General features: G+C 71.9%; 20 protein-coding genes. 11 read left to right on the plus strand and 9 right to left on the minus strand.

What is annotated here, in order from left to right; genetic code table 11:
- Position 1: 1 nt before the first annotated feature.
- Positions 2-1,042: a carbohydrate ABC transporter permease gene (locus ACZ58V_RS29175; protein WP_471293561.1), complete on the plus strand. Its 1,041-nt coding sequence runs from the start codon at positions 2-4 to the stop codon at positions 1,040-1,042.
- Positions 1,039-1,917 carry a carbohydrate ABC transporter permease gene (locus ACZ58V_RS29180; protein WP_468192013.1) on the plus strand — a complete coding sequence of 293 codons (879 nt, stop codon included), beginning with the start codon at positions 1,039-1,041 and terminating at the stop codon, positions 1,915-1,917. The genes ACZ58V_RS29175 and ACZ58V_RS29180 overlap by 4 nt, the downstream gene beginning before the upstream one ends.
- Here the strand turns inward: ACZ58V_RS29180 and ACZ58V_RS29185 are convergent.
- Entirely contained in the window at positions 1,881-4,187 is a 2,307-nt protein-coding gene (locus tag ACZ58V_RS29185; protein ID WP_471293564.1) for a glycoside hydrolase family 3 N-terminal domain-containing protein, read from the minus strand. The genes ACZ58V_RS29180 and ACZ58V_RS29185 overlap by 37 nt on opposite strands.
- Positions 4,184-5,395 (minus strand): N-acetylglucosamine kinase, encoded by a 1,212-nt coding sequence (locus tag ACZ58V_RS29190; protein ID WP_471293567.1) that lies wholly within the window; start codon positions 5,393-5,395, stop codon positions 4,184-4,186. The genes ACZ58V_RS29185 and ACZ58V_RS29190 overlap by 4 nt, the downstream gene beginning before the upstream one ends.
- Before the next feature lie 18 nt (positions 5,396-5,413).
- Between ACZ58V_RS29190 and ACZ58V_RS29195 the strand changes: the two genes are divergently transcribed.
- The gene (locus ACZ58V_RS29195; protein ID WP_471293569.1) at positions 5,414-6,682 is read left to right on the plus strand and encodes a glycoside hydrolase 5 family protein; all 1,269 of its coding nucleotides are present in this window, start codon (positions 5,414-5,416) and stop codon (positions 6,680-6,682) included.
- Between the two features lie 4 nt (positions 6,683-6,686).
- On the opposite strand, the gene nagZ is transcribed toward ACZ58V_RS29195, so the two are convergent.
- Positions 6,687-8,180 carry a beta-N-acetylhexosaminidase gene (gene nagZ, locus ACZ58V_RS29200; RefSeq protein WP_468192019.1) on the minus strand — a complete coding sequence of 498 codons (1,494 nt, stop codon included), beginning with the start codon at positions 8,178-8,180 and terminating at the stop codon, positions 6,687-6,689.
- A gap of 218 nt (positions 8,181-8,398) precedes the next feature.
- Between nagZ and ACZ58V_RS29205 the strand changes: the two genes are divergently transcribed.
- Positions 8,399-11,260 carry an ABC transporter substrate-binding protein gene (locus tag ACZ58V_RS29205; protein WP_468192020.1) on the plus strand — a complete coding sequence of 954 codons (2,862 nt, stop codon included), beginning with the start codon at positions 8,399-8,401 and terminating at the stop codon, positions 11,258-11,260.
- Between the two features lie 8 nt (positions 11,261-11,268).
- Here ACZ58V_RS29205 and msrB read toward each other — a convergent pair whose 3' ends face one another.
- The 4 genes from msrB to ACZ58V_RS29225 all read right to left on the minus strand — a co-directional run bounded on the left by msrB (position 11,269) and on the right by ACZ58V_RS29225 (position 14,628).
- The gene (msrB, locus tag ACZ58V_RS29210; RefSeq protein ID WP_189721606.1) at positions 11,269-11,676 is read right to left on the minus strand and encodes a peptide-methionine (R)-S-oxide reductase MsrB; all 408 of its coding nucleotides are present in this window, start codon (positions 11,674-11,676) and stop codon (positions 11,269-11,271) included.
- 14 nt (positions 11,677-11,690) lie between these two features.
- On the minus strand, positions 11,691-13,082 hold the full coding sequence (gene murC, locus ACZ58V_RS29215) for a UDP-N-acetylmuramate--L-alanine ligase (RefSeq protein WP_468192022.1): 1,392 nt from the start codon (positions 13,080-13,082) through the stop codon (positions 11,691-11,693).
- Positions 13,083-13,163: 81 nt separating this feature from the next.
- Complete coding sequence (locus ACZ58V_RS29220; RefSeq protein WP_189721608.1) at positions 13,164-13,637, minus strand: indole-3-glycerol phosphate synthase; 474 nt, start codon at positions 13,635-13,637, stop codon at positions 13,164-13,166.
- Between the two features lie 184 nt (positions 13,638-13,821).
- The gene (locus ACZ58V_RS29225) at positions 13,822-14,628 is read right to left on the minus strand and encodes a pyrimidine reductase family protein (RefSeq protein WP_471293573.1); all 807 of its coding nucleotides are present in this window, start codon (positions 14,626-14,628) and stop codon (positions 13,822-13,824) included.
- Between the two features lie 37 nt (positions 14,629-14,665).
- On the opposite strand from ACZ58V_RS29225, the gene zapE reads away from it, so the two are divergent.
- The 7 genes from zapE (at position 14,666) to ACZ58V_RS29260 (ending at position 22,136) form a co-directional block, all read left to right on the plus strand.
- Complete coding sequence (gene zapE / locus ACZ58V_RS29230) at positions 14,666-15,766, plus strand: cell division protein ZapE (protein ID WP_468192025.1); 1,101 nt, start codon at positions 14,666-14,668, stop codon at positions 15,764-15,766.
- 199 nt (positions 15,767-15,965) lie between these two features.
- Positions 15,966-16,394, plus strand: coding sequence for a hypothetical protein (locus ACZ58V_RS29235; protein WP_471293575.1), 429 nt, complete (start codon positions 15,966-15,968; stop codon positions 16,392-16,394).
- An 82-nt stretch (positions 16,395-16,476) separates the two neighbouring features.
- Entirely contained in the window at positions 16,477-17,058 is a 582-nt protein-coding gene (locus ACZ58V_RS29240; RefSeq protein WP_471293577.1) for a carbonic anhydrase, read from the plus strand.
- A gap of 8 nt (positions 17,059-17,066) precedes the next feature.
- Entirely contained in the window at positions 17,067-18,566 is a 1,500-nt protein-coding gene (locus tag ACZ58V_RS29245; protein ID WP_471293579.1) for a SulP family inorganic anion transporter, read from the plus strand.
- Positions 18,567-18,762: 196 nt separating this feature from the next.
- The gene (locus ACZ58V_RS29250; protein ID WP_468192033.1) at positions 18,763-19,683 is read left to right on the plus strand and encodes a slipin family protein; all 921 of its coding nucleotides are present in this window, start codon (positions 18,763-18,765) and stop codon (positions 19,681-19,683) included.
- A 90-nt stretch (positions 19,684-19,773) separates the two neighbouring features.
- On the plus strand, positions 19,774-21,156 hold the full coding sequence (locus ACZ58V_RS29255) for a PhoX family protein (RefSeq protein ID WP_468192035.1): 1,383 nt from the start codon (positions 19,774-19,776) through the stop codon (positions 21,154-21,156).
- A 92-nt stretch (positions 21,157-21,248) separates the two neighbouring features.
- Entirely contained in the window at positions 21,249-22,136 is an 888-nt protein-coding gene (locus ACZ58V_RS29260) for a PPK2 family polyphosphate kinase (RefSeq protein ID WP_471293583.1), read from the plus strand.
- A gap of 12 nt (positions 22,137-22,148) precedes the next feature.
- On the opposite strand, the gene ACZ58V_RS29265 is transcribed toward ACZ58V_RS29260, so the two are convergent.
- Complete coding sequence (locus ACZ58V_RS29265) at positions 22,149-22,634, minus strand: SRPBCC family protein (RefSeq protein ID WP_468192039.1); 486 nt, start codon at positions 22,632-22,634, stop codon at positions 22,149-22,151.
- Positions 22,634-23,014: an ArsR/SmtB family transcription factor gene (locus tag ACZ58V_RS29270; RefSeq protein WP_471293586.1), complete on the minus strand. Its 381-nt coding sequence runs from the start codon at positions 23,012-23,014 to the stop codon at positions 22,634-22,636. Before ACZ58V_RS29270 ends, ACZ58V_RS29265 begins: the two co-directional genes overlap by 1 nt.
- Positions 23,015-23,092: the final 78 nt, after the last annotated feature.

Below are 23,092 nucleotides of genomic sequence, written 5' to 3' on the forward strand. Positions count from 1 at the left end.
GATGACGCAACCGACCGTCCACCAGGCGCCCGTCCCCGCTCCCCCGGGTGCGGGCGCCCGACGCCCCGGCGGCGCTTCCCCCTCCTCCCGGCCGCCGGGGCCCCTGCGCCGCGCCCTCCGCTTCGTGACGCCCGGCCCGAGCGCCGACGCGGGGGGCGCGGCGCTCCACCGCCGCTGGTGGCTGCCCTGGCTGTGGATGACCCCGGCGATCATCGGCGCGACCGTGTTCGGGGTGTTCCCGTTCCTCAACACGGTCGTCGTCTCCTTCACCGACGCCAAGCCGCTCGGCGGGGCGTACAACCTCGTCGGCCTGGACAACTACCGCCGGATGCTGGGCGATCCGGACTTCTGGCTGGCCACCCGCAACAGCATGCTGTACGCGCTGTTCGTCGTCCCGCTGATGGTGCTGCTGCCGCTGCTGCTCGCGATCCTCGTGGAGAAGAACCTGCCGGGCATCGGCTTCTTCCGCTCCGCCTTCTACACGCCGGTGCTCGCCTCCAGCGTGGTCGTGGGCCTGAGCTGGCAGTGGCTGCTGAGCGACCAGGGGCTGGTCAACACCTGGCTGCAGAAGGCGCACATCATCCGGGAGGCCATCCCGTTCCTTTCGGACTCGTGGCTGATCCTGCTGTCGGCGATGGGCCTGACACTGTGGAAGGGCCTCGGCTGGTACATGATCTTCTACCTGGCCGCCCTCGGGAACGTCCCCAAGGAACTGCACGAGGCGGCGGCCGTGGACGGCGCGGGCGCCGTGCGCCGCTTCTGGCACGTCACCGTGCCCGGCGTACGCCAGTCGATGATGCTGGTCGGCACCCTGACCGGCATCGGCTCGCTGCGGGTCTTCACCGAGATCTACATGCTGGGCGGCTCCACCGGCGGCCCCGGCGGCGCCGACCGCACCCTGCCCTTCTACATCCGCGACGTCGGTCTCGACCCGCTCACCGGCAACGCCGGCTACGGCGCCGCCGTCAGCGTCGCCCTGTTCGCCCTGACCCTGGGCCTCACGCTGCTCGCCCAGCGTCTGACGAAGGAGGACGAGGCATGACGACCGCCGTCGACAAGCGCCGCCGCCTGATGCCCCGCTGGCGGGACTACGGCCGGCCGCGCGAACTGGTCGTCCGCTACCTGCTGCTGGTGTTCGTCCTCTTCATCACCGTCGGCCCGCTGCTGTGGCAGCTGCTGTCGTCCCTCAAGGGCGCGGGCGAGGACGTCTTCGGCGCCGGTGCCTCGCTGATCCCCCACCACCCGACCCTGCGGGCCTACCGCGAGATCTTCGACCAGGTCCCGGTGTGGACGTACATCGGGAACAGCATGGTGATCGTCGCGCTGTCCGTCACGAGCCAGCTCGTCTTCTCCACCCTTGCGGGCTACATGCTCTCCAAGCCGGGCTGGAAGGGCCGCAAGCTGGTCTGGGTGGTGCTGATGGCGTCCATGATGTTCCCGTTCGAGTCGATCATGGTGTCGCTGTTCCTCAGTATCCGGGACATGGGCCTGGTCGACCATCTGGCCGGTGTGTGGCTGCCCGGCTTCGTCGCCGCGATCAACGTCCTCATCATGCGGGCCGCGTTCCTCGCCGTACCGCGCGAGATCGAGGACGCGGCGATGCTGGACGGGGCGGGCGAGTGGAAACGCTTCCGGCACCTGTATCTGCCCTCCGCCTACGGCGCGATCCTCGTCGTCACCATCAACACCTTCATCAGCGCCTGGGACGACTTCCTGTGGCCGCTGATCGTGCTGCGCTCGGAGGAGCAGTTCACGCTGACGCTCGGTCTCGCCCGGCTCCAGAGCTCCTCGTTCGGCTACGACCAGCGGATGGTGATGGCCGGCTCGGTGATCTCCGTGATCCCGGTGCTGGTGCTGTTCGTCATCACCCAGCGGTGGTTCTACAAGGGCGTCTCGTCCGGTGCCGTGAAGCTCTGATCGACCCGGAGCTCTACCGGTACGGCGGTCAGGGCCCGGTGCGCCGACTCCGCGACGCGGATCTCGACCGTGCCGGGCAGGACCGTCGTCTCCAGGTCGGCGCCTACTTGGGCGAGTCGGTCCGACCCGAGACCGAACGCGACCGTACGGCACTCCCCGGGCTCCAGGTCGACGGCCTGGAAGCCGCGGAGTTCCAGGGCGCGCGGCCAGACGGGCGTGACGAGCCGGCGCAGATACAACTGCGCGACGGTACGCCCGTGCCGTACCCCGGTGTTGGTGACGTCGACCTCGACGGTCCGCCCCGACAGCCGTGGCGGCCCGTAGGCGAAGCTCGTGTACGCCAGCCCGTGCCCGAAGGAGTGGAGCGGCTCGGCGCTGTCATCGACGTAGCCGCCGTACTCGGTGTCCTTGTGGTTGTAATAGACGGGAAGGTGGCCTGCCGAGCGCGGCACGGAGACGGGCAGCCGGCCCACGGGCTCGGCCCGCCCGAGCAGCACGTCCGCGATCGCCTCGCCGCCCCAAGGGCCCGGGTACCAGACGGTGAGCAGCGCGGCGGCCCGCTCGGCGGCCTCGGGGACGGCGTGCGGGCGGCCCTGGATCAGGACGACGACGGTGGGTGTGCCGGTCGCCGTGACGGCGTCGAGCAGGGCGTGCTGGGCCGCGCCGAGCCGGAGCCCGGCCAGGTCGACGCCTTCTCCGCAGGTCATCTCGGACACGACGGTGCGCGCTGCGCCGTTGGCGTCGAACTCCGTGCCGGGCGTACGGGCGCTGCTGCCGCCCAGCACGAGCACGGCGAGGTCGGACGCGGCGGCCTCGGCGATCGCCTCGGGGATGCCGGAGAGGTCGTCGCCGGTGAGGGCGCAGCCCTTGGCGTGGCGTACGTCGACGCCGGTGCGCCGGAGTGCGGCCAGGACGCTGGTGCCGGTGCCGGGGCGTTGTGGGGCGGTGTAGTCGCCCAGTTGGTGGGCGACGGTGTCGGCGTGCGGCCCCAGGAGGGCGATACGGGAGCCGGTCGATACGGGCAGCACGCCCTGGTCGTTGTGGAGCAGGGTGACGGCGGCCCGGGCGAGGGCGGTGCTCAGCTCACGTCCGACGGCGGGGTCCGGGAACGGGCCCGCGCTGTAGGGCTGTTCGAACAGCCCGAGCCGGAACTTGAGCCGCAGCACCCGCGCGACGGCCGTGTCCAGGGCCTCCTCGCTCACCAGCCCCCGCTCGACCGCCTCCGCCAGATGTGTGAAGCCCTCGTCCCACAGGCTCAGGTCGACTCCGGCGTGGAGCGCGAGAGCCCCGGCCGACACCTTGTCGCCGGTGACACGGGCCAGCCGGTCCACGGCCAGTCCGTCCGCCATGACGAGTCCGTCGAAACCCCAGCGGCGGCGCAGCAGTCCGGTGAGCAGGGCGCGGTTGCCGCAGCAGGGCATCCCGTCGACCTCGTTGTACGCGGCCATGACGGCGGCGGCTCCGGCCCGGACACCGGCGTGGGCTGCGGGGAGGTGGATCTCGTGCAGCTCCCGGAGACCGAGTTCGGACTCGGCGGAGTTGCGGCCGCCGACGGTGGCGCCCTGCCCGGCGAAGTGCTTGAGGACGACGGGGGCCTTGTCCGGGGCGAAGGGTCCGTCCGGCTCACCGAGAGGCTCCCCCTGCATGCCGCGGACGAGCGCCTCGGTGAGCCGGGCGGCCAGGTACGGGTCCTCGCCGAAGCACTCCTCGGTCCGGCCCCAGCGCGGATCCCGGGCGATGTCCAGGGCCGAGACCAGGGCGACATGGCCGCCGCGGGCGCGCAGTTCGGCGGCGGCGTGGGCGGCGGCCCGCTCGTAGAGCCCGGGGTCCCAGCCGGCGCCGACGGCCAGATTGACGGGCAGGACCGTGCCGTCGAGGGCCATGTGCCCGTGCGGCACCTCCTCGACGAACAGGGCCGGGATGCCGAGCCGGCTGTGCTCGACGACGTGCCGCTGGACGAGGTGGGCCAGTTCGGCACCGGCCTCGGCGCCGGACCCGGTGGTGTGGCCGACACCCGACCAGGCGTCGGCGCGCAACAGCCCGTACAGGGCCCCGAGTCCGGCGAAGCGCTCGGTCTCGGCGTACAGGGCGTCGGTGAGTTCGAAGCCGCCGTCGGAGGTGCGGCGGTAGGCGTCCCACCCGTACATCCGCTGGTTGAGCTGGCCGGCCTTCTCACGCGGGGTCATGCGCGCGAGCAGATCTCGGACGCGGTCGTCGACCGGGGCGGTGGGGTCGCGGTACACGGGCGTGCCCTGCCGGGTGGCGGTCATGTACGGCCCTGGTGAGCGAGCCGGGCCAGGGCCACGGCGCCCCGGCGGCCGTCGGGCACCCAGTCGAGGGTCAGGCCGAGGGTCCGGAGGCGGGCTTCCAGGCGCGAGGTGAGCGGCCCGTCGGGGCCGAGCAGGCCTCCGGTAGCCACGACCCGCTCTCCCGGACTGGGGTCCAACGCTCTTACGGTCTCGGTGAGTTGGTCGGCCGCTTCGTCCAGGATGGCCAGGGCGACGGTGTCCCCGGCCGCCTCGACGACCAGCGGTGCGAGCCGGGCCAGGCGGACGGGCGGCTCGGCCATGACGGCCGGGAGCAGGTGCCTGCGGTAGGCCTCGCGGTGGAGGCGGGACCAGGGCGGGTCGTCGTGGGGCGGAAGGGGGCGCCGGTCGGCCGGGGAACCGGCACCGGCCGCTCCGGTCTGTGCCGGGCCGGCAGGGCCTCCGCCCGAGGCGGCCGGTCCGCTCGCGGGCGGCACCGCCTCGTGCCGCGCCTCATGCGAGGCGCCCTCCGCGACGCCCTGGACCACGTCGGGGGACAGCCTGCGCACCGCACCGCCGGACGCTCCGCCGGGCAGCGCGTCGCCCGGCACCCCGAGTTCCCGCCCCACCAGCTCCGCCAACACGGTCGGCGCACCCCTCCCGTCGGCCATCCGCAGCGCGGCCCGGACCGCGGCGCGGCCGATCCAGAAGCCGCTGCCGTCGTCGCCGAGGAGCCAGCCGTCGCCGTCCACGGTGGCGGTGCCGCGGCGGTCGCTGATGCGCATGGCGACCGCGCCCGTGCCGGCCACCAGGGCGAGGCCGTCGGCCGGGGCGCCGGGGGCGGAGGCGAAGGCCGCCTCGATGTCGCTGCCGATGACGGGCGGGCCGGCGTCGATGCCCAGCCGGCGCAGGGCGGCGGTGAGGGCGGCCAGGGCGTTGCGCCGCCCCGGTTCGTCGGCGGCGGCGTCCGTCGCGCCCGCGAAACCGCCGGCCACGGCCACGACCCGGTCCCGGACGGACTCGGGCACGGCCTGTGCGACGGCCTCGGCGAGATGCTCGGTGAGCCGCGGCACCGGGACGGTCAGGGCGTTGCCCGGCCCGGCGGCGCCCTCGCCCAGCGGACGTCCGTCGGCGGCGGTCGCCAGGACCGCCCGGGTCCGCGTGCCGCCCGCGTCGAGGCCGACCACCAAAGACGAGCCGCCTTGACGCTCCTGGTTCAATTCATTACCCATCGCCGACTATGGTGATTGATGCATTCACCCAGAGCAAGGGATCTGGGTGCTCGACCCGAGGAGGATCCCATCCCCACGCTCCGCTTCGGCGTCAACTACACGCCCCGCCGCGGCTGGTTCCACGCCTGGCACGACTTCGACCCGGCGCACGCCCGCGAGGACCTGGACCAGATCGCCGCGCTCGGCCTCGACCATGTCCGGGTCTTCCACCTGTGGCCGCTCCTCCAGCCCAACCGCACGCTCATCCGCCCCGCGGCCGTGGACCAGCTGGCGCACCTGGTCGACCTGGCCGCCGAGGCCGGTCTCGACGTCCTGGTGGACGGCGTGCAGGGCCATCTGTCCAGCTTCGACTTCTACCCGGAGTGGACGCGCGGCTGGCACCACCGCAACGTCTTCACCGACCCGGAGGCCGTCGCCGCCCAGGCCGAGCTGATGCGGACCCTCGGCAGCGCCCTCGCCGGCCGCCCCAACCTCATCGGCCTCCAGCTGGGCAACGAGCTCAACAACCTGGTCGAGCACAACCCCGTGACCGCCGACGAGGTGGACCACTACCTCGACACCCTGCTGTCCGCCACCCGCGAGCACCTGCCTCCGGGCCGGCTCGCGACCCACTCCGCCTACGACGCGGCCTGGTACGGCGACGACCACCCCTTCACCCCCGAGGCCTCGGCCCGCAAGGGCAATGTCACCACCGTCCACCCCTGGGTGTTCTCCGGCGACTGCGCCCGCCGCTACGGCCCCCGCTCCCCCCAGGTGCTGCACCTCGCCGAGTACGGCACGGAACTCGCCAAGGCCTACGCCGAGGACCCGGCCCGCCCGGTCTGGGTCCAGGAGACGGGCGCCCCGGAACCCCACATCCCGGCGGCCGACGCCCCGGACTTCGCGCGGGCGACCGTGCGGAACGCCGCCGGGTGCGAGGGGCTGTGGGGCGTGACGTGGTGGTGCTCCCACGACGTGGACCGCTCCCTGGCCGACTACCCGGAACTGGAGTACACCCTGGGCCTGTTCGACGCGCGGGGCGGCGCCAAGCCGATCGCGACGGCCCTGGCCGAGACCGTCGCCGAGGTACGCGCGGGGCACCACCCCGCCCGGCCCCGCGACACGGCCCTGGTCCTGGACTGCACCCCGTCCTCCCGCTCCGTCTCCGGCCCGGGAGGCGCGTACTTCGACGCGTGGATGGCCCTGCGCACGGAGGGCGTCCGCCCGGCGGTGGTCCTGGCGGGGCGGGCGGACGACGCCGCGTACCTCGCGGCGCGCGGCATCAAGGAGGTCGTACGGGTGCCGTGAGCACTCAGGCGCCGACCAGCGCCTCGGCGACGGCCCGCAGATTCACCCGGCCCCGCCCGTAGGAGCAGAGCGCGCCGCCCTCCGGCAGCCCGGTGTCGATCCGCACGGCGTCGGGCCGCCGGGACAGCAGGGCGGCGCGCAGCCGTTCCTGCCAGGGGTGGAGCCCGGCATCGCAGGTGGCGACGGCCAGCGGCGCGTCACCGGAGGCGCGCAGGATCTCCTCCACGACGGCGTCCGGATCCGCCGGGTCGCCGGTGACCGCGGTGCCCGTGGCCGTGGGGTCGACGGCGCGCACCGCCGTCAGCAGGTCCTCGCCGCCCCAGTTGAGCGCGGGATGCGGCGGCGGGAACAGGTCGACGACGTGGGCGCCCCGCACGGCCGACGGCACCGGCCGGCCGCGGACAGCCCGACGGGCGGCCTCGAGACCGGCCCCCGCGTCCCAGCCGTCGACCGCCCCGGCCGGAACGGCGTACCGCACGGCGAGGCGCCGCACGCGCCCGGCGGCCTCCCGCACGCGTTCCTCGGGCAGCACACCGGTGCGCAGCGCGCCGAGCACCGTGTCCCGGCAGGCCAGGGTGACCTCCAGGTCCGGCACGGCCACGATGACCTGGTCGGCGCCCGCCGCGAGGGCGATCCGCGCCCCGGCGGCCTCGCCGTAGCGGTCGGCGATGGCCTTCATCTCCAGGGCGTCGCTGACCAGGACCCCGTCGAAGTCCAGCTCGTGGCGGAGCAGATCGCCCAGGATGCGGCGGCTCAGGGTGGCGGGCCGCTCGGGGTCCAGTGCCGGGTAGACGACATGAGCACTCATGATCATCGGCACGCCCGCGTCGACGGCGGCGCGGAACGGCTCGAAGTCGGCCCGCAGTTCGTCGTGCGACCGCGGATCGACGGCGATGCCGTGGTGGCTGTCGGTCTCGGTGCCGCCGTGCCCGGGGAAGTGCTTGGCGCAGGAGGCGACGCCCCGCCGCTCGGTGGCGGTGATCCAGGCCCGCAGATGGCGGGCGGCCAGGGCGGGGTCGGCGCCGAAGGACCGGGTGCGCACGATCGGGTTGCGCGGATGGTGCTGGAGGTCGGCGACCGGGGCGTAGGAGACCGTGATGCCGAGCGAGGCCAGATGCCCGGCCAGGGCGTCGGCGCAGCGGCCGGTCAGCGCGGGATCGTCGGCCACTCCGAGCGCGTACGATCCGGGCACCTCGGGAGCGCCGGCACGCACCAGGTGCCCGATCCCGCCGCCCTCGTTGTCGATCCCCACGAGCAGGTCAGGCCGCAGGGCCCGCAGCTCCGCGGTGAGCCGCCGCACCTGCTCGGCGTCCCGCACGTTGCGGGTGAACAGGATGACTCCGCCGAGCCCTCGGTCGACAAGCCGCTTCAGCTCGTCAGGCACACCTGCCGTCCCGTCGAACCCCGCGACGAGACAGCGGTGGGCGGTCTCGTCGAGGTCGACGGGGAGGCCTGCGGGGCGGGCGGGCGGATGCGCGGAGAAGGTCACTCCGCACATCTTCTGGCTCGGTCATCCATTAGTCAACAGGACGATGGATCGTTCATTCAGCGCCGGGTGCGCCACGGACCAGGCAGAAACGATCCTGAAGTTCTTCCGTCACCCACTCCCACCCCACCCACAGCCGCTAGCCTCGTAGGTCACCGAAGGCGAACGGGGGATTGCCCATGGTGAACGCTGATCGCACGCCGCCGGACTGTCCCGGGGGGCATGACGGCATGCCGGAGCGTGGCGCCGGGCTCCACCTCCAGGATCAGCTCGAAATCCTCATCCAGGACTTCCGCACGAGCACCGAGCCGCCGATGCCGGTGTTCGTCGTGCACGCCCAGGAGGGCGCGGACGACGACGCGGTGACCGGACTGGTCCGGCAGCTGCACGCGGGCCAGGAGGCACACGGCACGCGCTGCGCGGTGGCGCAGGAGGCCTACGAGGGCGCCACGGAGGTGCGCCGGGCCGCGGCCATGGTGCGGGCGATGAGCGACCCGAAGAAGTGGGGCGGCCCGAAGGCGGTCTACCGGCGCTACGCGTTCCCGCGGCTGCGGCTGGTGCACGCCATCGACGACGCGGTCGCGGCCCTCGGCGACACCTGGCCGGCGCCCGAGCCGGGCAGCCCCGAGGCCGGTCAGGACCAGCGGCAACGGCTGCTGAACCAGCTGGCCCAGCAGCGCTGGCGGCCGAGGAACACCGCGCGCTGGCGCTCCGGTCTGCCGCTGTTCGACATGGCGCACATCCTCCCGGCGAGCCTCGTGACCGTGCTCGCCGCCCTCATGGCCCGCAGCGAGTGGTACGTGGCGGTGGGCGCCGGTCTCGTCTTCCTGCTGCTGCTGACCGTCCTCAACTACGTCCTGCCGGGGCGGGCGCCGATCTTCCTGTGGCTGCGCCGGGAGAGCCGCTGGTTCATGACGACGACCTTCCTCAGGGCGGCGGACCACGAGGATCCCACCGAGGTCTCGCTGCTGCGGCCGGTGCGGTCCTGGAAGGCGATCGCGGCCCGGGCGTACGACGTGGCCGAGGCGCTCACGGCGGGCGGCGACTTCCACCTCCAACTGTGCGTGCTCGCGCTGCGGGAGGACCTGCGGGACAACCACCGCCGCTGGAGCTGGGACCTGCGCGGCTTCAAACGGCCGCGCCCGCCGATGCTGTTCCTGCCCCACACGGACGCCCGCAACGGCGGCATCGAACTGATCCGGGCCATCAGCGACGTCCGCAGCCGCCGCAGCGAGCTCGACCCGCTGGTGGTGGTCGCCGCGGTGCACACGCACGACGTGGCACGCCTGGAGCGCGGCGTGGTTCCGGCGACGCCCGACCCGGCCGCCGTACCGCCCAGGTTCGGCGAGCGGCTGCGCACCTGGCACCGGGTGTGGGCGCACAACCTGCGCGCCGAACAGTCACCCAGCCGGGAGCGGTCCGTCCTGCCCTGGGTGATGAAGGTCCCGCTGCCGCACGACCAGCTCGGTCCCGTGGAGGAACGCACCCGCCATCTGCGGGCCTCCACCCGGCCCACGCCCGCCCGGCTGGTGTGGGCCCTGCACACCCTGGTCCTGGTGATCGCCCTGCTGACCGCCGGGACCGTCATGCGGGCCGAGGCCCTGCACGACCGGTACTGCTCGGCCTCCGTGCTGACCGCCAACCGGGACACCCGGCGCGAGCGGGCCCCCGGCGGCGGCACGGAATGCATCGGTATAGCCACGGACGGCGTCCGCTTCGCCGACTGGCTGCCCGCGCCCGACCCCGGCGACGAGCCCAAGGCCCTGACGGCCGGGGACGCGACACCCTGGACGGTGGACGAACTGGAGGACCGCATCGCCGAGAAGAACGCGGACGTCCTCGCCCACCACTCCGGCAAATACGTCACCGTCGTCTACGCCGGGCCGCTGAGCGCCGATTCCTCGGACGGCTCCTCGCTCGTGAAGGGCGCCGAGGAACTCGCGGGCGTGTACCTGGCACAGGCCGTCATCAACAAGAACTCCAGTGTGAAGCTGCGGGTCCTGCTCGCCAACGGCGGTGTGGACCTGGGCCACCAGGAGGAGATGGCCGAGGAGATCGCCGCGTACGCCGCCCAGGACCCGACCGTGGTGGGGGTCGTGGGCACCGGCCGCGACCTGAAGTCGAGCAGGGCGACGACCCGCACGCTGATGGAGGCCGGCCTGCCGATCGTCTCCGGCACGAACTCCGCCACCTATCTGCCGCGCGAGTTCGCCAACTGGTTCAGCCTGGCCGCCACGGACCAGTGGCAGATAGAACAACTCGGCCTGATAGCAGCCCAGTTGCGCACACCGGACCGTCGGCAGTACGCCCTCGTCCTCGCCCGCGACACGGCGAAGACCGACGACCTCTACACCGACGAACAGGCACGCTACGGCCAGGACATGCTGCGCCGGCAGGGCTTCACCCCGCTCGATCAGCGCCGCTACACCCTCAGCGGCGGCAAGCCGGAACTCCGCTCGCACGCCCAGGAGATCTGCCGGGGCGGCCGGGTCCCGTCGGTGATCTACTTCGCCGGGCGGGTGGAGGACATCGATCCCCTGATGACCCAGCTGGGCACCGAGCCGGGCTGCGCCGGAACGCCCCTGGCCATCCTCACCGGCGACGACCTGTCCAAGGCCGACTTCACCACCGGCGGACAGTCCGTCGCGCCGAAGGTCACGCTGTACCACGCGGCCCTGGCCGAGCTGCGGACGGCCGCCACCCGGACGACCTTCTACCTGGACGCGGCCACGCACCTGCCGGGACTGCGGGGCGGGAACCTGCGCTACGACAGCCCCGCCCTGGCCAGCGGCCAGACCGCCCTGGCACACGACGCGACCCGCGCCCTGTACTGGGCGGCCACCCGGGACGACCGGCCCCAGAGCCGCGCCTCGACCTGGGTGAACCTGCGCAACGTCAAGATCGAGGGCATGGCCACCGGCACCATCGACTTCACCCGCGCCCCGCTGTACGGCGACCGCACCGGTCACAGCATCGTCCTCAAAGTGGTCCGCCGCGTCGGCGACGGCACCTCCAAGACCGATGTGGTGTGCAGGCGCACCGCAGGGGACACGAAGCGCCTCACACAGAAGGAGTGCCGGATCCGACGCTGAGGGCTGTCTCAGCCCTCGGCGGCGGTCAGGCGCAGCGCGATGCTGTTGATGCAGTACCGCTGGTCCGTGGGCGTCGGATACCCCTCGCCCTCGAACACGTGCCCGAGGTGCGAGCCGCAGCGCGCACAGCGCACCTCGGTACGCACCATGCCGTGGGTCCGGTCCTCGATCAGTTCCACCGCGTCGGTGTCCCTCGGATCGAAGAAGGACGGCCAGCCGCAGTGGGACTCGAACTTCGTGTCCGAGGTGAACAGGTCCGCACCACAGGCGCGGCAGGAGTAGACCCCCTGGGTCTTGGTGTCGGTGTACTCACCGGTGAAGGCGGGCTCCGTGGCCGCCTGGCGCAGTACCGCGTACTCGCCAGGGCTCAGCTCCGCGCGCCACTGCTCGTCCGGCTTCTCGACGTCGTACGGCATGAGCTTCCAGCCCCTCAGTTCGACAGACGGTCCAGGATGCGCGGGCCGAGGTCGGTGACATCGCCCGCTCCCATGGTGAGAACGAGATCCCCGGGCTTGGCCATTCCCGCGACCACCGAGGGGACGTCCGCCTTGTCGCGCACCGGCGTCACGTCCGCGCCCGCCGCCCGGGCCGCCTCGATGATCAGCTCGCTGGTCACGCCGGGGATCGGGTCCTCGCGGGCCGGGTAGATGTCCAGCACGACCGAGGCGTCCGCGAGGGCCAGGGACTGGCCCATCTCCTTGCCCAGCTCCTGCGTCCGCGAGAAGAGGTGCGGCTGGAAGACGACCAGGATCCGGGAGTCGCCCGCCGCCGCGCGCATGGCCTCCAGGTCGGCGGTCATCTCGGTGGGGTGGTGCGCGTAGGAGTCGATGACCTGTACGCCCGCGGCCTCGCCCTTGAGCTGGAGCCGCCGCTTCACGCCGGTGTAGGCCCCCAGCGCGCGGGCCAGCTCCTCGGCGGGGACGCCGAGCGCCACGCCGGCCGCCAGCGCGGCGACCGCGTTGTGCGCGTAGTGCCGGCCGGGGACGGAGACCGTGAAGGTCAGCTCCTGTCCCTCCAGCACCACGGTGACCTCGCTCTTCAGGCCCTGCGGCACGACCGACAGGATGCGCACTCCGGCGTCCTGCGACTCGCCGTACGTGACCACCCGCACGCCGCGCTCCGCGACCCGGCGGGTCAGCTCCCGGGAGCCCTCGTGGTCGGCCGCGATCACCAGCGTGCCGCCCTCGGTGATCCGGTCCACGAACGTCTCGAACGACTCGTAGATCTCGTCCATCGAGGCGTAGTTGGCGTGGTGGTCGAGCTCGACGTTGAGGACGATCGCGACCTCGGGCGCGTACTTGTGGAAGCTGCGGTCCGACTCGTCCGCCTCGGCGACGAAGATCTCGCCGTCGCCGTGCAGCGCGTTGGAGCCGGGCGCGTCCAGGTCCCCGCCGATCGCGTAGGACGGCGTCAGGCCCAGCTCGCTCAGCGACACCGCGAGCATCGAGGTCGTGGTCGTCTTGCCGTGCGTACCGGCGACCGCGATCGGCCGCAGGCCCTCCATCAGGGCGGCGAGCGCGTCGGAGCGGTGCACGACGGGGATGCCGAGCGCGGCCGCGCGGGCCAGCTCGGGGTTGTCCTGCCGGATCGCCGACGAGACGACCACACAGCTCGCGTCGTCGGCCAGGTGCTCCGTGGCGTGCCCGATGTGCACCGTCACACCCAGCGCCCGCAGCGCCTCGGCCGTCGCCGACTCCTTCGCGTCACTGCCCGCCACGACGGCCCCGCGCTGGGCGAGGATCTTCGCGATACCCGACATCCCGGCCCCACCGATCCCGATGAAGTGCGGTCGGTCCATGGCGGTGGGAAGGCCGGGTGCCATGCGTATCTCCAAGGGCGTTCTGGGACGGTGAGCGCCCACAGCCTATTTCAGAAGCGCCGCCGCATCAGCCCGGCACTACGACTACGCCTTGCTGTGCGAGAACAGCTTCAGCACCGGCACCCCCACCTTGTGCCGGGCCCGCGACGCCCAGTCACGGTGGAAGAACTCCTCCACGTAGTGGGGGTCGGTCAGCACGATGACCTCGTCCGCGCCGACCTCCTCCACCAAGGACTTCAGCGCGTCCAGCGGATGGTCCTCGATCAACCGTCCCCGCGCCTCGCTCCCGGACGTCCGCAGCGCCGCGAGGGACACCTCCAGCGCCCGCTGCCCGACGCTCAGCGCCTCCTCGCCCTCCGGGGTCTCCCCCTCGCGGACGGCATCGTCGAGTTCGCCGAGCGCGACGTCGTCGATGGCCCGCAGCAGACGGTCCGCCTGCTCGCCGCGCGGCTGGAGCAGCACCTCGAAGGAGACCCGCTCCTCGCCGTGCAAGGTGGTGACGAACTCCACGTCGGCGGACGTCAGGGCCTTCTCGATCATCAATACGCTTGTGAACACCAGGCGCCCCTTCTGATCCTCGCGGAAACCATCCTGCCCCGTCTTCGCACGGGAACTGCCGGATCCAGTGTGCCCTCCAAAATCCAAACAGAACGGCATATTCCGAACGTACCGACCGGTCCGGCTTCCTGAGCGCCGGCACCAGTACCCCGTGCCGCTACCCCGTGCCGCGCGGTTCAGTACGTCAGGACCGTCCGTACCTCGTGAACAGGAAGCCGTCCTCCTCCAGCATCGACAGCAGCGAGAAGCGCTGCGGGACCGTGACGGCGGGCCCTCCGGCGATGCGCTGGGCGTCGCCCGCTGTGAGCATCGGGGAGACGGTCAGACAGAGCTCGTCGAGCACGCCGGCCGCCACCATCTGCCCCAGCAGCCGCGGACCGCCCTCGGTCAGCAGCCGGGTGTGACCGAGACCGGCGAGGGCCTGGACGGCACGGGCGGGGTCCACGCCGATGCCGTCCCCGGCGGTCACCACCCGCGCGCCCGCCTTCTCGGCGGTGGCGACGCGGTCCGCGGCGGCCGCGGCTCCCGTGAGGACCAGGGTGGGCACCAGGGGCGAGGTGAACAGCGGGAGCGAGAAGTCCAGGTCGAGGCTGGCGGTGACGACCGCGATCGCGGGTGCGGGGGCCTGCCCGGCCGCCTCCCGCATCGCCGCGAACTCGGCACGCGCGCGTGCCGGCCGGTACCCCTCCTGGCGCACCGTTTCCGCGCCGACGACCACCACGTCCGCCAGCGCCCGCAGCGTGCCGAAGATCCGCATGTCGGTCGCGCTGGAGATGGGCTGCGAACGGCCGTCGTGCTGGGCGGCCCCGTCCAGCGTGGACACCATGTTGGCGCGCAGCCACGGCAGCGGCCCCCCGGCCCCCGGCTCGGGATAGGCGTACGCGGCGGCCAGCTCGGCCAGGCCCCACTCCCGCCCGAGTCCCTCCTCACCGGCCGCGCCACCCGGGGCCGGAGCTGCTGTTTCATCGGTCACAGGGAACAGACGTCGCATGCCGTGCAGTGTTCCACGCGCCGTAGCATGGTGAACCGTGTCCTCCTCCCCCGCTCCCTCCGGTACCGGCCCGATAGCCGACGCGGCCCCGCTGTCCCTGTGCGCCCGTGAGCCGCACGTCCCCGCGGATCGGCTGGTCGCCGAGATGGTGCCGCCGCCGCGGTTCGACTCGGTGCGCTTCAGCACGTACATCCCGGACCCGAACCAGCCGAGCCAGACCGAGGCCGTCCAGGTCCTGGAGAGCTTCGCGGCGGGCCTCGACCGAGGAGCGGGCGGTTCCGGCAAGCGGCGGCTGTTCGGTTTCGGCAAGGCGCCGAAGAAGGCACCGGCCGGCCCGCGCGGCGTCTACCTCGACGGTGGCTACGGCGTCGGCAAGACCCACCTGCTGGCCTCCCTGTGGCACGCCACCCCGGCCGAGCCCGAGCTCAAGGCGTTCGGCACGTTCGTGGAGCTGACCAACCTGGTCGGCGCCCTCGGGTTCCAGAAGACCGTCCAGACCCTGTCCGGCCACCGCCTGCTGTGCATCGACGAGTTCGAGCTCGACGACCCGGGCGACACCGTCCTGGTCTCCACCCTCCTCGGCAAGCTCGTCGACGCGGGCGTGGCGCTCGCCGCCACCTCCAACACGCTGCCCGGCAAGCTCGGTGAGGGCCGGTTCGCCTCGGCCGACTTCCTGCGGGAGATCCAGGGCCTGTCGGCCCACTTCCGGGCCCTGCGCATCGACGGCGAGGACTACCGCCACCGCGGTCTGCCCCAGGCGCCGCCGCCGTACTCCGACGAAGAGGTGACCAAGACGGCGCACGCCACCGAGGGCGCTTCCCTCGACGCGTTCTCGCCCCTCCTGGAGCACCTCGCCCGGGTCCACCCCAGCCGGTACGGCGCGCTGACCGACGGAATCAGGGCAGTGTGCCTCACCGGCGTGCGGCCGGTTCCCGACCAGTCGACGGCCCTCAGGCTCGTCGTCCTCGCGGACCGGCTCTACGACCGCGAGGTGCCCGTGATGGCCTCGGGCCTGCCCTTCGACCAGCTCTTCAGCGAGGAGATGCTGAACGGCGGCTACCGCAAGAAGTACTTCCGGGCCATCTCCCGGCTCACCGCCCTGGCCCGCGACGCGGGCAAGCTGGCGAACTCCCGGTAACCACAACCCCAATACCGCACCAACTGCCGTGAGGCCAAGGGGTGGTTCAAGCCAACCCACCCACGGTTTTCAGGCTCTCTTCAGCTTGAAACGTTAAGTTAACCCTGCAAATGACTTTGCAGGGTTAACGTGTTTCTTGACCAGCCATTGACCAAGTGTTGGTCAGCGCTAGACGTGTGAATTACCTGAAGGGGGGCGCATGTACCGAGGTACGACGGCACGGACCGTGGTTTCGATCCTCGCAGCCGTCCTGCTCGCCCTCCAGCTCTTCGCACCGACGGCGTCCTTCGCATCCGCGCACACGCCCCGTAAAGCCGAGGCCAAGGCTCAGCCCGGAACTGAACCCTCCGGCCTGTCCTCGCGGCCCGGAATCAAGCTCTCCGGGAAGGCACTGCGCGACGAGATCGCCACCTGCCGCGCCGGACACCACGGGGACCCGACCGGTCCCCTGCGGACCCGCGACCGGTTCCACCACGCCGACTCCGCGCCCTGCGCGTCGGAGCGGCCCCTGCTGCGGCACATCCCGCCGGCAGCACCGGACCAGGTCAGAGCCGGCGCCGCGCACCACCGCACGTCGAGATCCTCGACGTCGCACACACCGGCAGCGCTTCAGGTCTTCCGCTGCTGAGGAACAGAGTCGTTCCGTCCCCCACCTCTGTCATGCCCGTCCGACGCGCCCCCACTGCGCGCCAGGAGGAGTCACCACACACATGCAACCCCTCATCGACAACGCCCGCACGCACGGACAGCGCCCTGAGGAGTTCGCCCGCCTCGCCGAGGGCCAGTCCCCCGACGTCCTGTTCATCACCTGCTCCGACTCCAGGGTCGTACCGGCCCTGATCACGGGCGCCCGGCCCGGCGAGCTCTTCGAGCTGCGCACCGCGGGCAACGTAGTTCCCCCCTACGCCTTCGAGCACCCCACCTCGGAGGCGGCCACGATCGAGTACGCCGTGGAAGTACTGGGCGTCAAGGAGATCGTGGTCTGCGGCCACTCGCACTGCGGCGCCGTCGGCGCGGTGGTGCGGGGCGACGACCTCACCGGCGTACCCGCCGTGCGGGACTGGCTCGCGCACGCCTGCGACGAGCCCAAGTGCGCGGACCCGACCGACAAGACGGTCACCGAAGCCGTGCAGAACCACGTCCTGACCCAGGTGGAGCGGCTGCGCTCGTACCCGTGCGTGGAGAGCCGTCTGACGGACGGCCGGCTCCGGCTGCACGCCTGGTTCTACGAAGTGCACACCGGAACCGTGCGGGACCACCGCGCGGACACCGACTCCTTCGAGAAGCTGTGAGGGACGCCATGACCAAGTTCCCTTACCTGAGGCAGGACTTCACCGCCTCGCTCGTCGTGTTCCTGGTCGCGCTCCCGCTGTGCGTGGGCGTGGCCGTCGCCTCCGGTGTCCCGGCCGAACTCGGCCTGATCACCGGCATCGTGGGCGGCCTCGTCACCGGGTTCCTGCCGGGCAGCAGCCTCCAGGTGTCCGGGCCGGCCGCCGGTCTGACCGTGCTGGTCTACGAGGCGGTCGACACCTACGGGCTGCCCGCCCTCGGTGTGATCGTGCTGGCCGCCGGTCTGCTGCAGCTCGTCATGGGCGCGCTGAAGCTCGGCCGCTGGTTCCGCGCGATATCCGTCTCGGTCGTCGAGGGCATGCTGGCCGGAATCGGTCTGGTGCTCATCGCCGGCCAGCTGTACGCGACAGCCGGACTGCAGGCCCCCGCCTCCGGCATCGACAAGATCCTGGGCCTGCCCGGAGCCGCCGCCGACGCGCTCGGCAGCACCAAGGCGCTCACCTCCCTCGCACTCGGCGCGGCCACCATCGCGGTGATGGTGCTGTGGAAGAAGCTGCCGAAGCAGGCGCAGGCCGTTCCGGGCGCGCTCGCAGCGGTGATCCTGGCGATCGCGGCCACCGCCGCGTTCAACCTGCCGGTCGACACCGTCAAGGTGCAGGGTCTGCTGGACTCCATCCAGCCGCCCGGCCTCGACGCCTTCGGCAGCGTGGGGGTCGGCGTCATCGGCACGATCATCGCCTTCACCCTGATCGCCTCCGCCGAGAGCCTCTTCAGCGCCGCCGCGGTGGACCGGCTGCACGACGGACCGCGCACCCAGTACGACAAGGAGCTCATGGCGCAGGGCGCGGGCAACACGCTCTGCGGCGTGCTCGGCGCGCTGCCGATGACCGCGGTCATCGTCCGCAGCTCGGCCAACGTCAGCGCGGGTGCCAAGACCAAGGCGTCCCGGGTGCTGCACGGCGTGTGGCTGCTCCTGTTCGCGGCGCTCCTGCCGGCCACGCTGGCCCTGATCCCGCTGCCCGCCCTCGGCGGCATCCTGGTCCACGCGGGCTTCAAGCTCATCCCGTTCCGCAAGATCGTGCCGCTGTGGCGCGAGCACCGGGGCGAGGCGGTCATCCTGGTCGTCACCGCCGTGTCGATCGTCGCGGTGAACATGTTCGAGGGTGTCCTGATCGGTCTGGCCCTCTCGGTCGTCAAGACCGCCTGGGAGGCCTCGCACATCAAGCTCGAGGTCATCGACAAGGGCGCCGGCCCCATCCAGGCGTACCTGTCGGGCAACGCGACGTTCCTGCGGCTGCCGAAGATCCTGGACAACCTGGAGAGCCTGCCGCAGGACCGCCCGGTCGAGCTGGACCTCTCGGGCCTGCACCACCTCGACCACGCCTGCCGCACGGCCCTGGAGAACTGGGCCGAGCGCCACAGCGCGACGGGCACGGAGCCGGTGAAGGTCACGGAGCCCGAGCTGGAGTCCGAGCAGTCGAAAGAGGGAGAGAAGGTGACGGTGGCCTAGCGGCCCGCCGCGACACCGATTCCCCCTGGCCCGGGACGCGCCCCCAAGCGCGCCCCGGGCCCTTCGCATGTCCGGCGCGGACCGGTGAGAGCGTGTCGCGCGGTTCCCCGCATCGCTGAGGCATGGCCTCCGACCCCAATCCCGGCATATCGTTGCAGAAGCAGACGAAACAGGACCTCTGGACGAGGAGGTCGGGATGGTCCAAGAGCTGATCGGGGTGGTGGCGGCGGTCTGCGCCGGTGGCCTGGTGTATCTGGCCGCGGCGGCGCGGGTCGTCAAGCAGTACGAGCGCGGGCTCGTCTTCCGGCTCGGGCGCGTGCACGGAGACGTGCGGCGTCCCGGGTTCAACATGATCATTCCCGCGGTGGACCGGATGCGAAAGGTCAACCTGCAGATCGTGACCATGCCGATCCCCGCCCAGGAGGGCATCAGCCGTGACAACGTGACCGTGCGGGTCGACGCGGTGGTGTACTTCAAGGTCGTGGACCCGGCGGCCGCGATCGTCAACGTCGAGGACTACCGCTTCGCCGTCTCCCAGATGGCACAGACCTCCCTGCGCTCGATCATCGGCAAGAGCGAGCTGGACGATCTGCTGTCCAACCGGGAGAAGCTCAACCAGGGCCTGGAGCTGATGATCGACAGCCCGGCGGTGGAGTGGGGCGTGACCATCGACCGGGTGGAGATCAAGGACGTGTCCCTGCCGGACACGATGAAGCGCTCCATGGCCCGCCAGGCCGAGGCCGATCGCGAGCGGCGGGCCCGGCTGATCAACGCGGACGCCGAGTACCAGGCCTCGAAGAAACTGGCCCAGGCCGCGCGCCAGATGGCCGACACGCCGTCCGCGCTCCAGCTCCGGCTGCTCCAGACCGTGATGGCCGTGGCGGCGGAGAAGAACTCCACGCTGGTGCTGCCCATCCCGGTGGAGTTGCTGCGGTTCCTGGAACGAGGCCGCGAAGAGGGCCGGCAGACACAGACGCAGGCACCGCCGCAGGAACAGACGCAGGAGCCGGCAGAGATTCAGGCACAGCCACCGGCACAGACACAGGAGCCTGCGGAGCACCCCTTCGACCAGACGGAACAGGCCATCGAGGAGCTGCGACGGGCGGTGGAACAGTGACCCGCGCTACGCGCGTGGTTCACGTTGTCCGCACCAGGTGATAGACACAGCGGGATCACAGTTCCTGTCCGCCAGCAGGAAGGTTCCGCCATGACCACTACCGGTCGTTCCGCCACTCGACGTCAGATGCTCGCCGGGACAGGTGCCCTGGGCGTCGGGATCGCGTTCTCCGGCGCCCTGTCCGAACTCTTCGCCGGCACCGCCGCAGCACAGGGCCTCGGCCACACCGGCTACGGCCCGCTCGTCCCCGACCCGAAGGGCCTGCTCGACCTCCCGGAAGGCTTCCGCTACCGGGTCCTCTCCCGCGAGGGAGACCCACTCCGTTCTGGTGAGGGCAAGGTCCCCTCCAACCACGACGGCATGTCGGCCTTCGCGGGCAAGGGCGACCGGGTCCATCTGGTCCGCAATCACGAGAACCGCGCCGACGGCAGGGGCCCGGTCCCCACGATCGAGGGCCTCACGTACGACCCGGCCGGCAAGGGCGGCTGTACGGCCCTGACGCTGGACTCCCGCAACCACGTCCTGTCGGAACGCGTCGCGATCGCCGGCACCGCCGTGAACTGCGCGGGCGGCCCCACCCCGTGGGGCACCTGGCTGACCTGCGAGGAGACCGAGGACAAGGCCGGCACCAACGGCTACACCAAGGACCACGGCTTCATCTTCGAGGTCGACCCGGTCGACCCGCGCCGCACCGGAGCGGTACCGCTGACCGCGATGGGCCGCTTCCAGCACGAGGCGATCGCCGTCGACCCCCGGCGGGGTGTGGTGTACGAGACGGAGGACGCCTTCGAGAAGCCCTTCGGCCTCTTCTACCGCTTCCTGCCGAAGAAGCCGCTGGGCGGCCGGGGTTCGCTGCGCGCGGGCGGCCGGCTGCAGGCCATGCGAGTGCCCGGCGTGCCCGACCTGTCCACGATCCAGGACATCGGCGCCGAGTTCGACGGCATCGAGTGGGTGGACGTACCCGACCCGCAGGCCGGGCAGACGCCGATCCGGTTCCAGGACTTCGGCCGCGGGGGCATCACGCACGCGCAGAAGCTGGAGGGCTGCTACTGGGGCGGCCGGTCGGTGTACTTCGTGTCGTCCTTCGCCCGCCGCTCGGACGGTTCGGCGGCCGACCACTACGGGCAGATCTGGCGCTACGACCCCGAGCGCCGCAGCCTGACCCTGGTGATCGTCTTCGGCCCCGACACCGACATCCAGAAGCCGGGAGAGTCGCCGGACAACATCTGCCTGGCGCCCAGCGGCGGCCTGATGGTCTGCGAGGACGGCAACGGCGCCCAGCACGTCTACGGCGTGACCAGGCGCGGCGAGGTGTACGCGATGGCCCGCGGCCGGCAGAACATCGGCACCCCCGAGGAACCCGAGTGGGGCGAGTTCGCCGGCGTGACCTTCTCCCCCGACGGCGACACGATGTACGTCAACTGCTACACCCCCGGCACCACGTTCGCGGTGACGGGCCCCTGGCGCCGGTAGCCCCGGCCGCGCTCCCGACCGGGGCGCCGGGTGCGGAACCCGGCGCCCCGGCGGACGATCGGGAGACAGGACCGAAAGACGAAGGGGGCCCGGTGACGAAGAAGGACAGGGAGAAGGAACAGGGCAAGAAGTCGGGCGGCGCCTCGCTGCGGGAGCGGCTGCGCCTCCCCGACGGAGAGCCGCTCGACCTGTCCCGCCACGACGCCGCCGCCACCCCCGGCGGACCGGACGGCAAGACGGCGGGCCGGGCCGCCACGGCCCGGATCGGCGAGCGCCTCGCCACCCTCCAGGAGCGGCTCTGGGCGGCGAGCACCGCGGGCGACCGGCGCCGCGTCCTGCTGGTCCTCCAGGGCATGGACACCAGCGGCAAGGGCGGCACGGTCAAGCATGTGATCGGCCTGCTCAACCCGTCCGGCTGCCGCATCACACCGTTCAAGGCACCCACGGCCGAGGAACGCGCGCACCCCTTCCTGTGGCGCGTGGAGAAGGCGCTCCCGCTCCCCGGCGAACTGGGCATCTTCGACCGCTCGCACTACGAGGACGTCCTGATCGCCCGCGTCCGCGCCCTGGCCTCCGCCCCCGAGATCAACCGGCGCTACGAGCAGATCAACCGCTTCGAGAAGTCCCTCGCCGACACCGGCACGACCCTGATCAAGTGCTTCCTGCACATCTCCTACGAGGAGCAGCGCCGCCGGCTGCTCAAACGCCTCGACGAGCCGGAGAAGCACTGGAAGTTCGCCGCCTCCGACATCGACGACCGCGCCCTGTGGCCCGCGTACCAGGAGGCGTACGAGATCGCCATGGAGCGCTGCGGCACCTCGTACGCGCCCTGGTACCTGGTCCCGGCCGACCGCAAGTGGTACCGCAACTGGGCGGTCAGCACCCTGCTCCTGGAGCATCTGGAGGAGCTGGATCCGCGGTATCCGGAGGCGGACTTCGACGTGGCGGAGATCCGGAAACTGCTGCTGCGGCAGTCCTGATCCGGCTGCCGGTCAGGCTGCCAGCAGGGCGTCGATCTGGCCGACGGCCTCCTTCAGGCCCTCCTCCATGCCCATGGTGACCAGCTGCTCCATCTGCTCACGGGAGTCGAAGAGGGAGTGCATCTCCATCCGGGTGCCGCCGTCGTGCTCGGTGAGCCGCACCCGCACGGAGGTGGTCGGCATGTCGTCCTTGGGCTTTCCGTCGTCGTCGGCGAATCCGTCGGTGAACTCCAGGGCCGTCGGCGGGGTGACCGAGGAGATCCGCCACCAGCCGCGATGCCGGTCGCCCTCCGGGCCGGTCATGAAGTACGTGACCTCCCCTCCCGGGGTCAGGTCGTGCTGCTCCACGGTCGCCGGGTAGGTCGGCGGGCCCCACCAGCGCTCCAGCTGCCGGGGGTCGGCCCACAGCCGCCACACCCGCTCGACGGGGGCGGCGAAGTCGGCGATCAGGGTGAGGGTGAGGTGGTCGAGGTCCTTGTCGACACTGGTGACAGTCATCACTCGGGTCCTTCCGTGGCGTCGTTCTCTTCGGTCTCTTCGGTTCCGGGGTCCTCCGCGAGCAGCCGGGCCATCCGGTCCACGCGCCCGCGCCATGCCGACTCGAGCTCGTCGAGGGCCTGGCGTGCGCGGCCCACCGCTTCGGGGTCCGTGCACACGAGCTGCTCCCGTCCGCTGCGCTGCTTGATGACGAGACCCGCCCGCTCCAGCACGGCGACGTGTTTCTGCACCGCCGCGAAGCTCATCGGATAGGCCTCGGCCAGCCGCGACACCGACAGCTCCCCGCGCACGCAGCGGCGCAGTATGTCCCGGCGCGTGGTGTCGGCCAGGGCGTGGAACAGCCGGTCCACCGTCTCGTCGCCCAACTCATCTACAACCATTTGGTTGTACGTTAGCTCCGCCGGTCCCTTCTGTAAAGCGACACGCCCGCCCACTGAAGCGGACCGTCGGGGGTACTC

Source organism: Streptomyces sp. NPDC040589 (genome assembly GCF_055594445.1).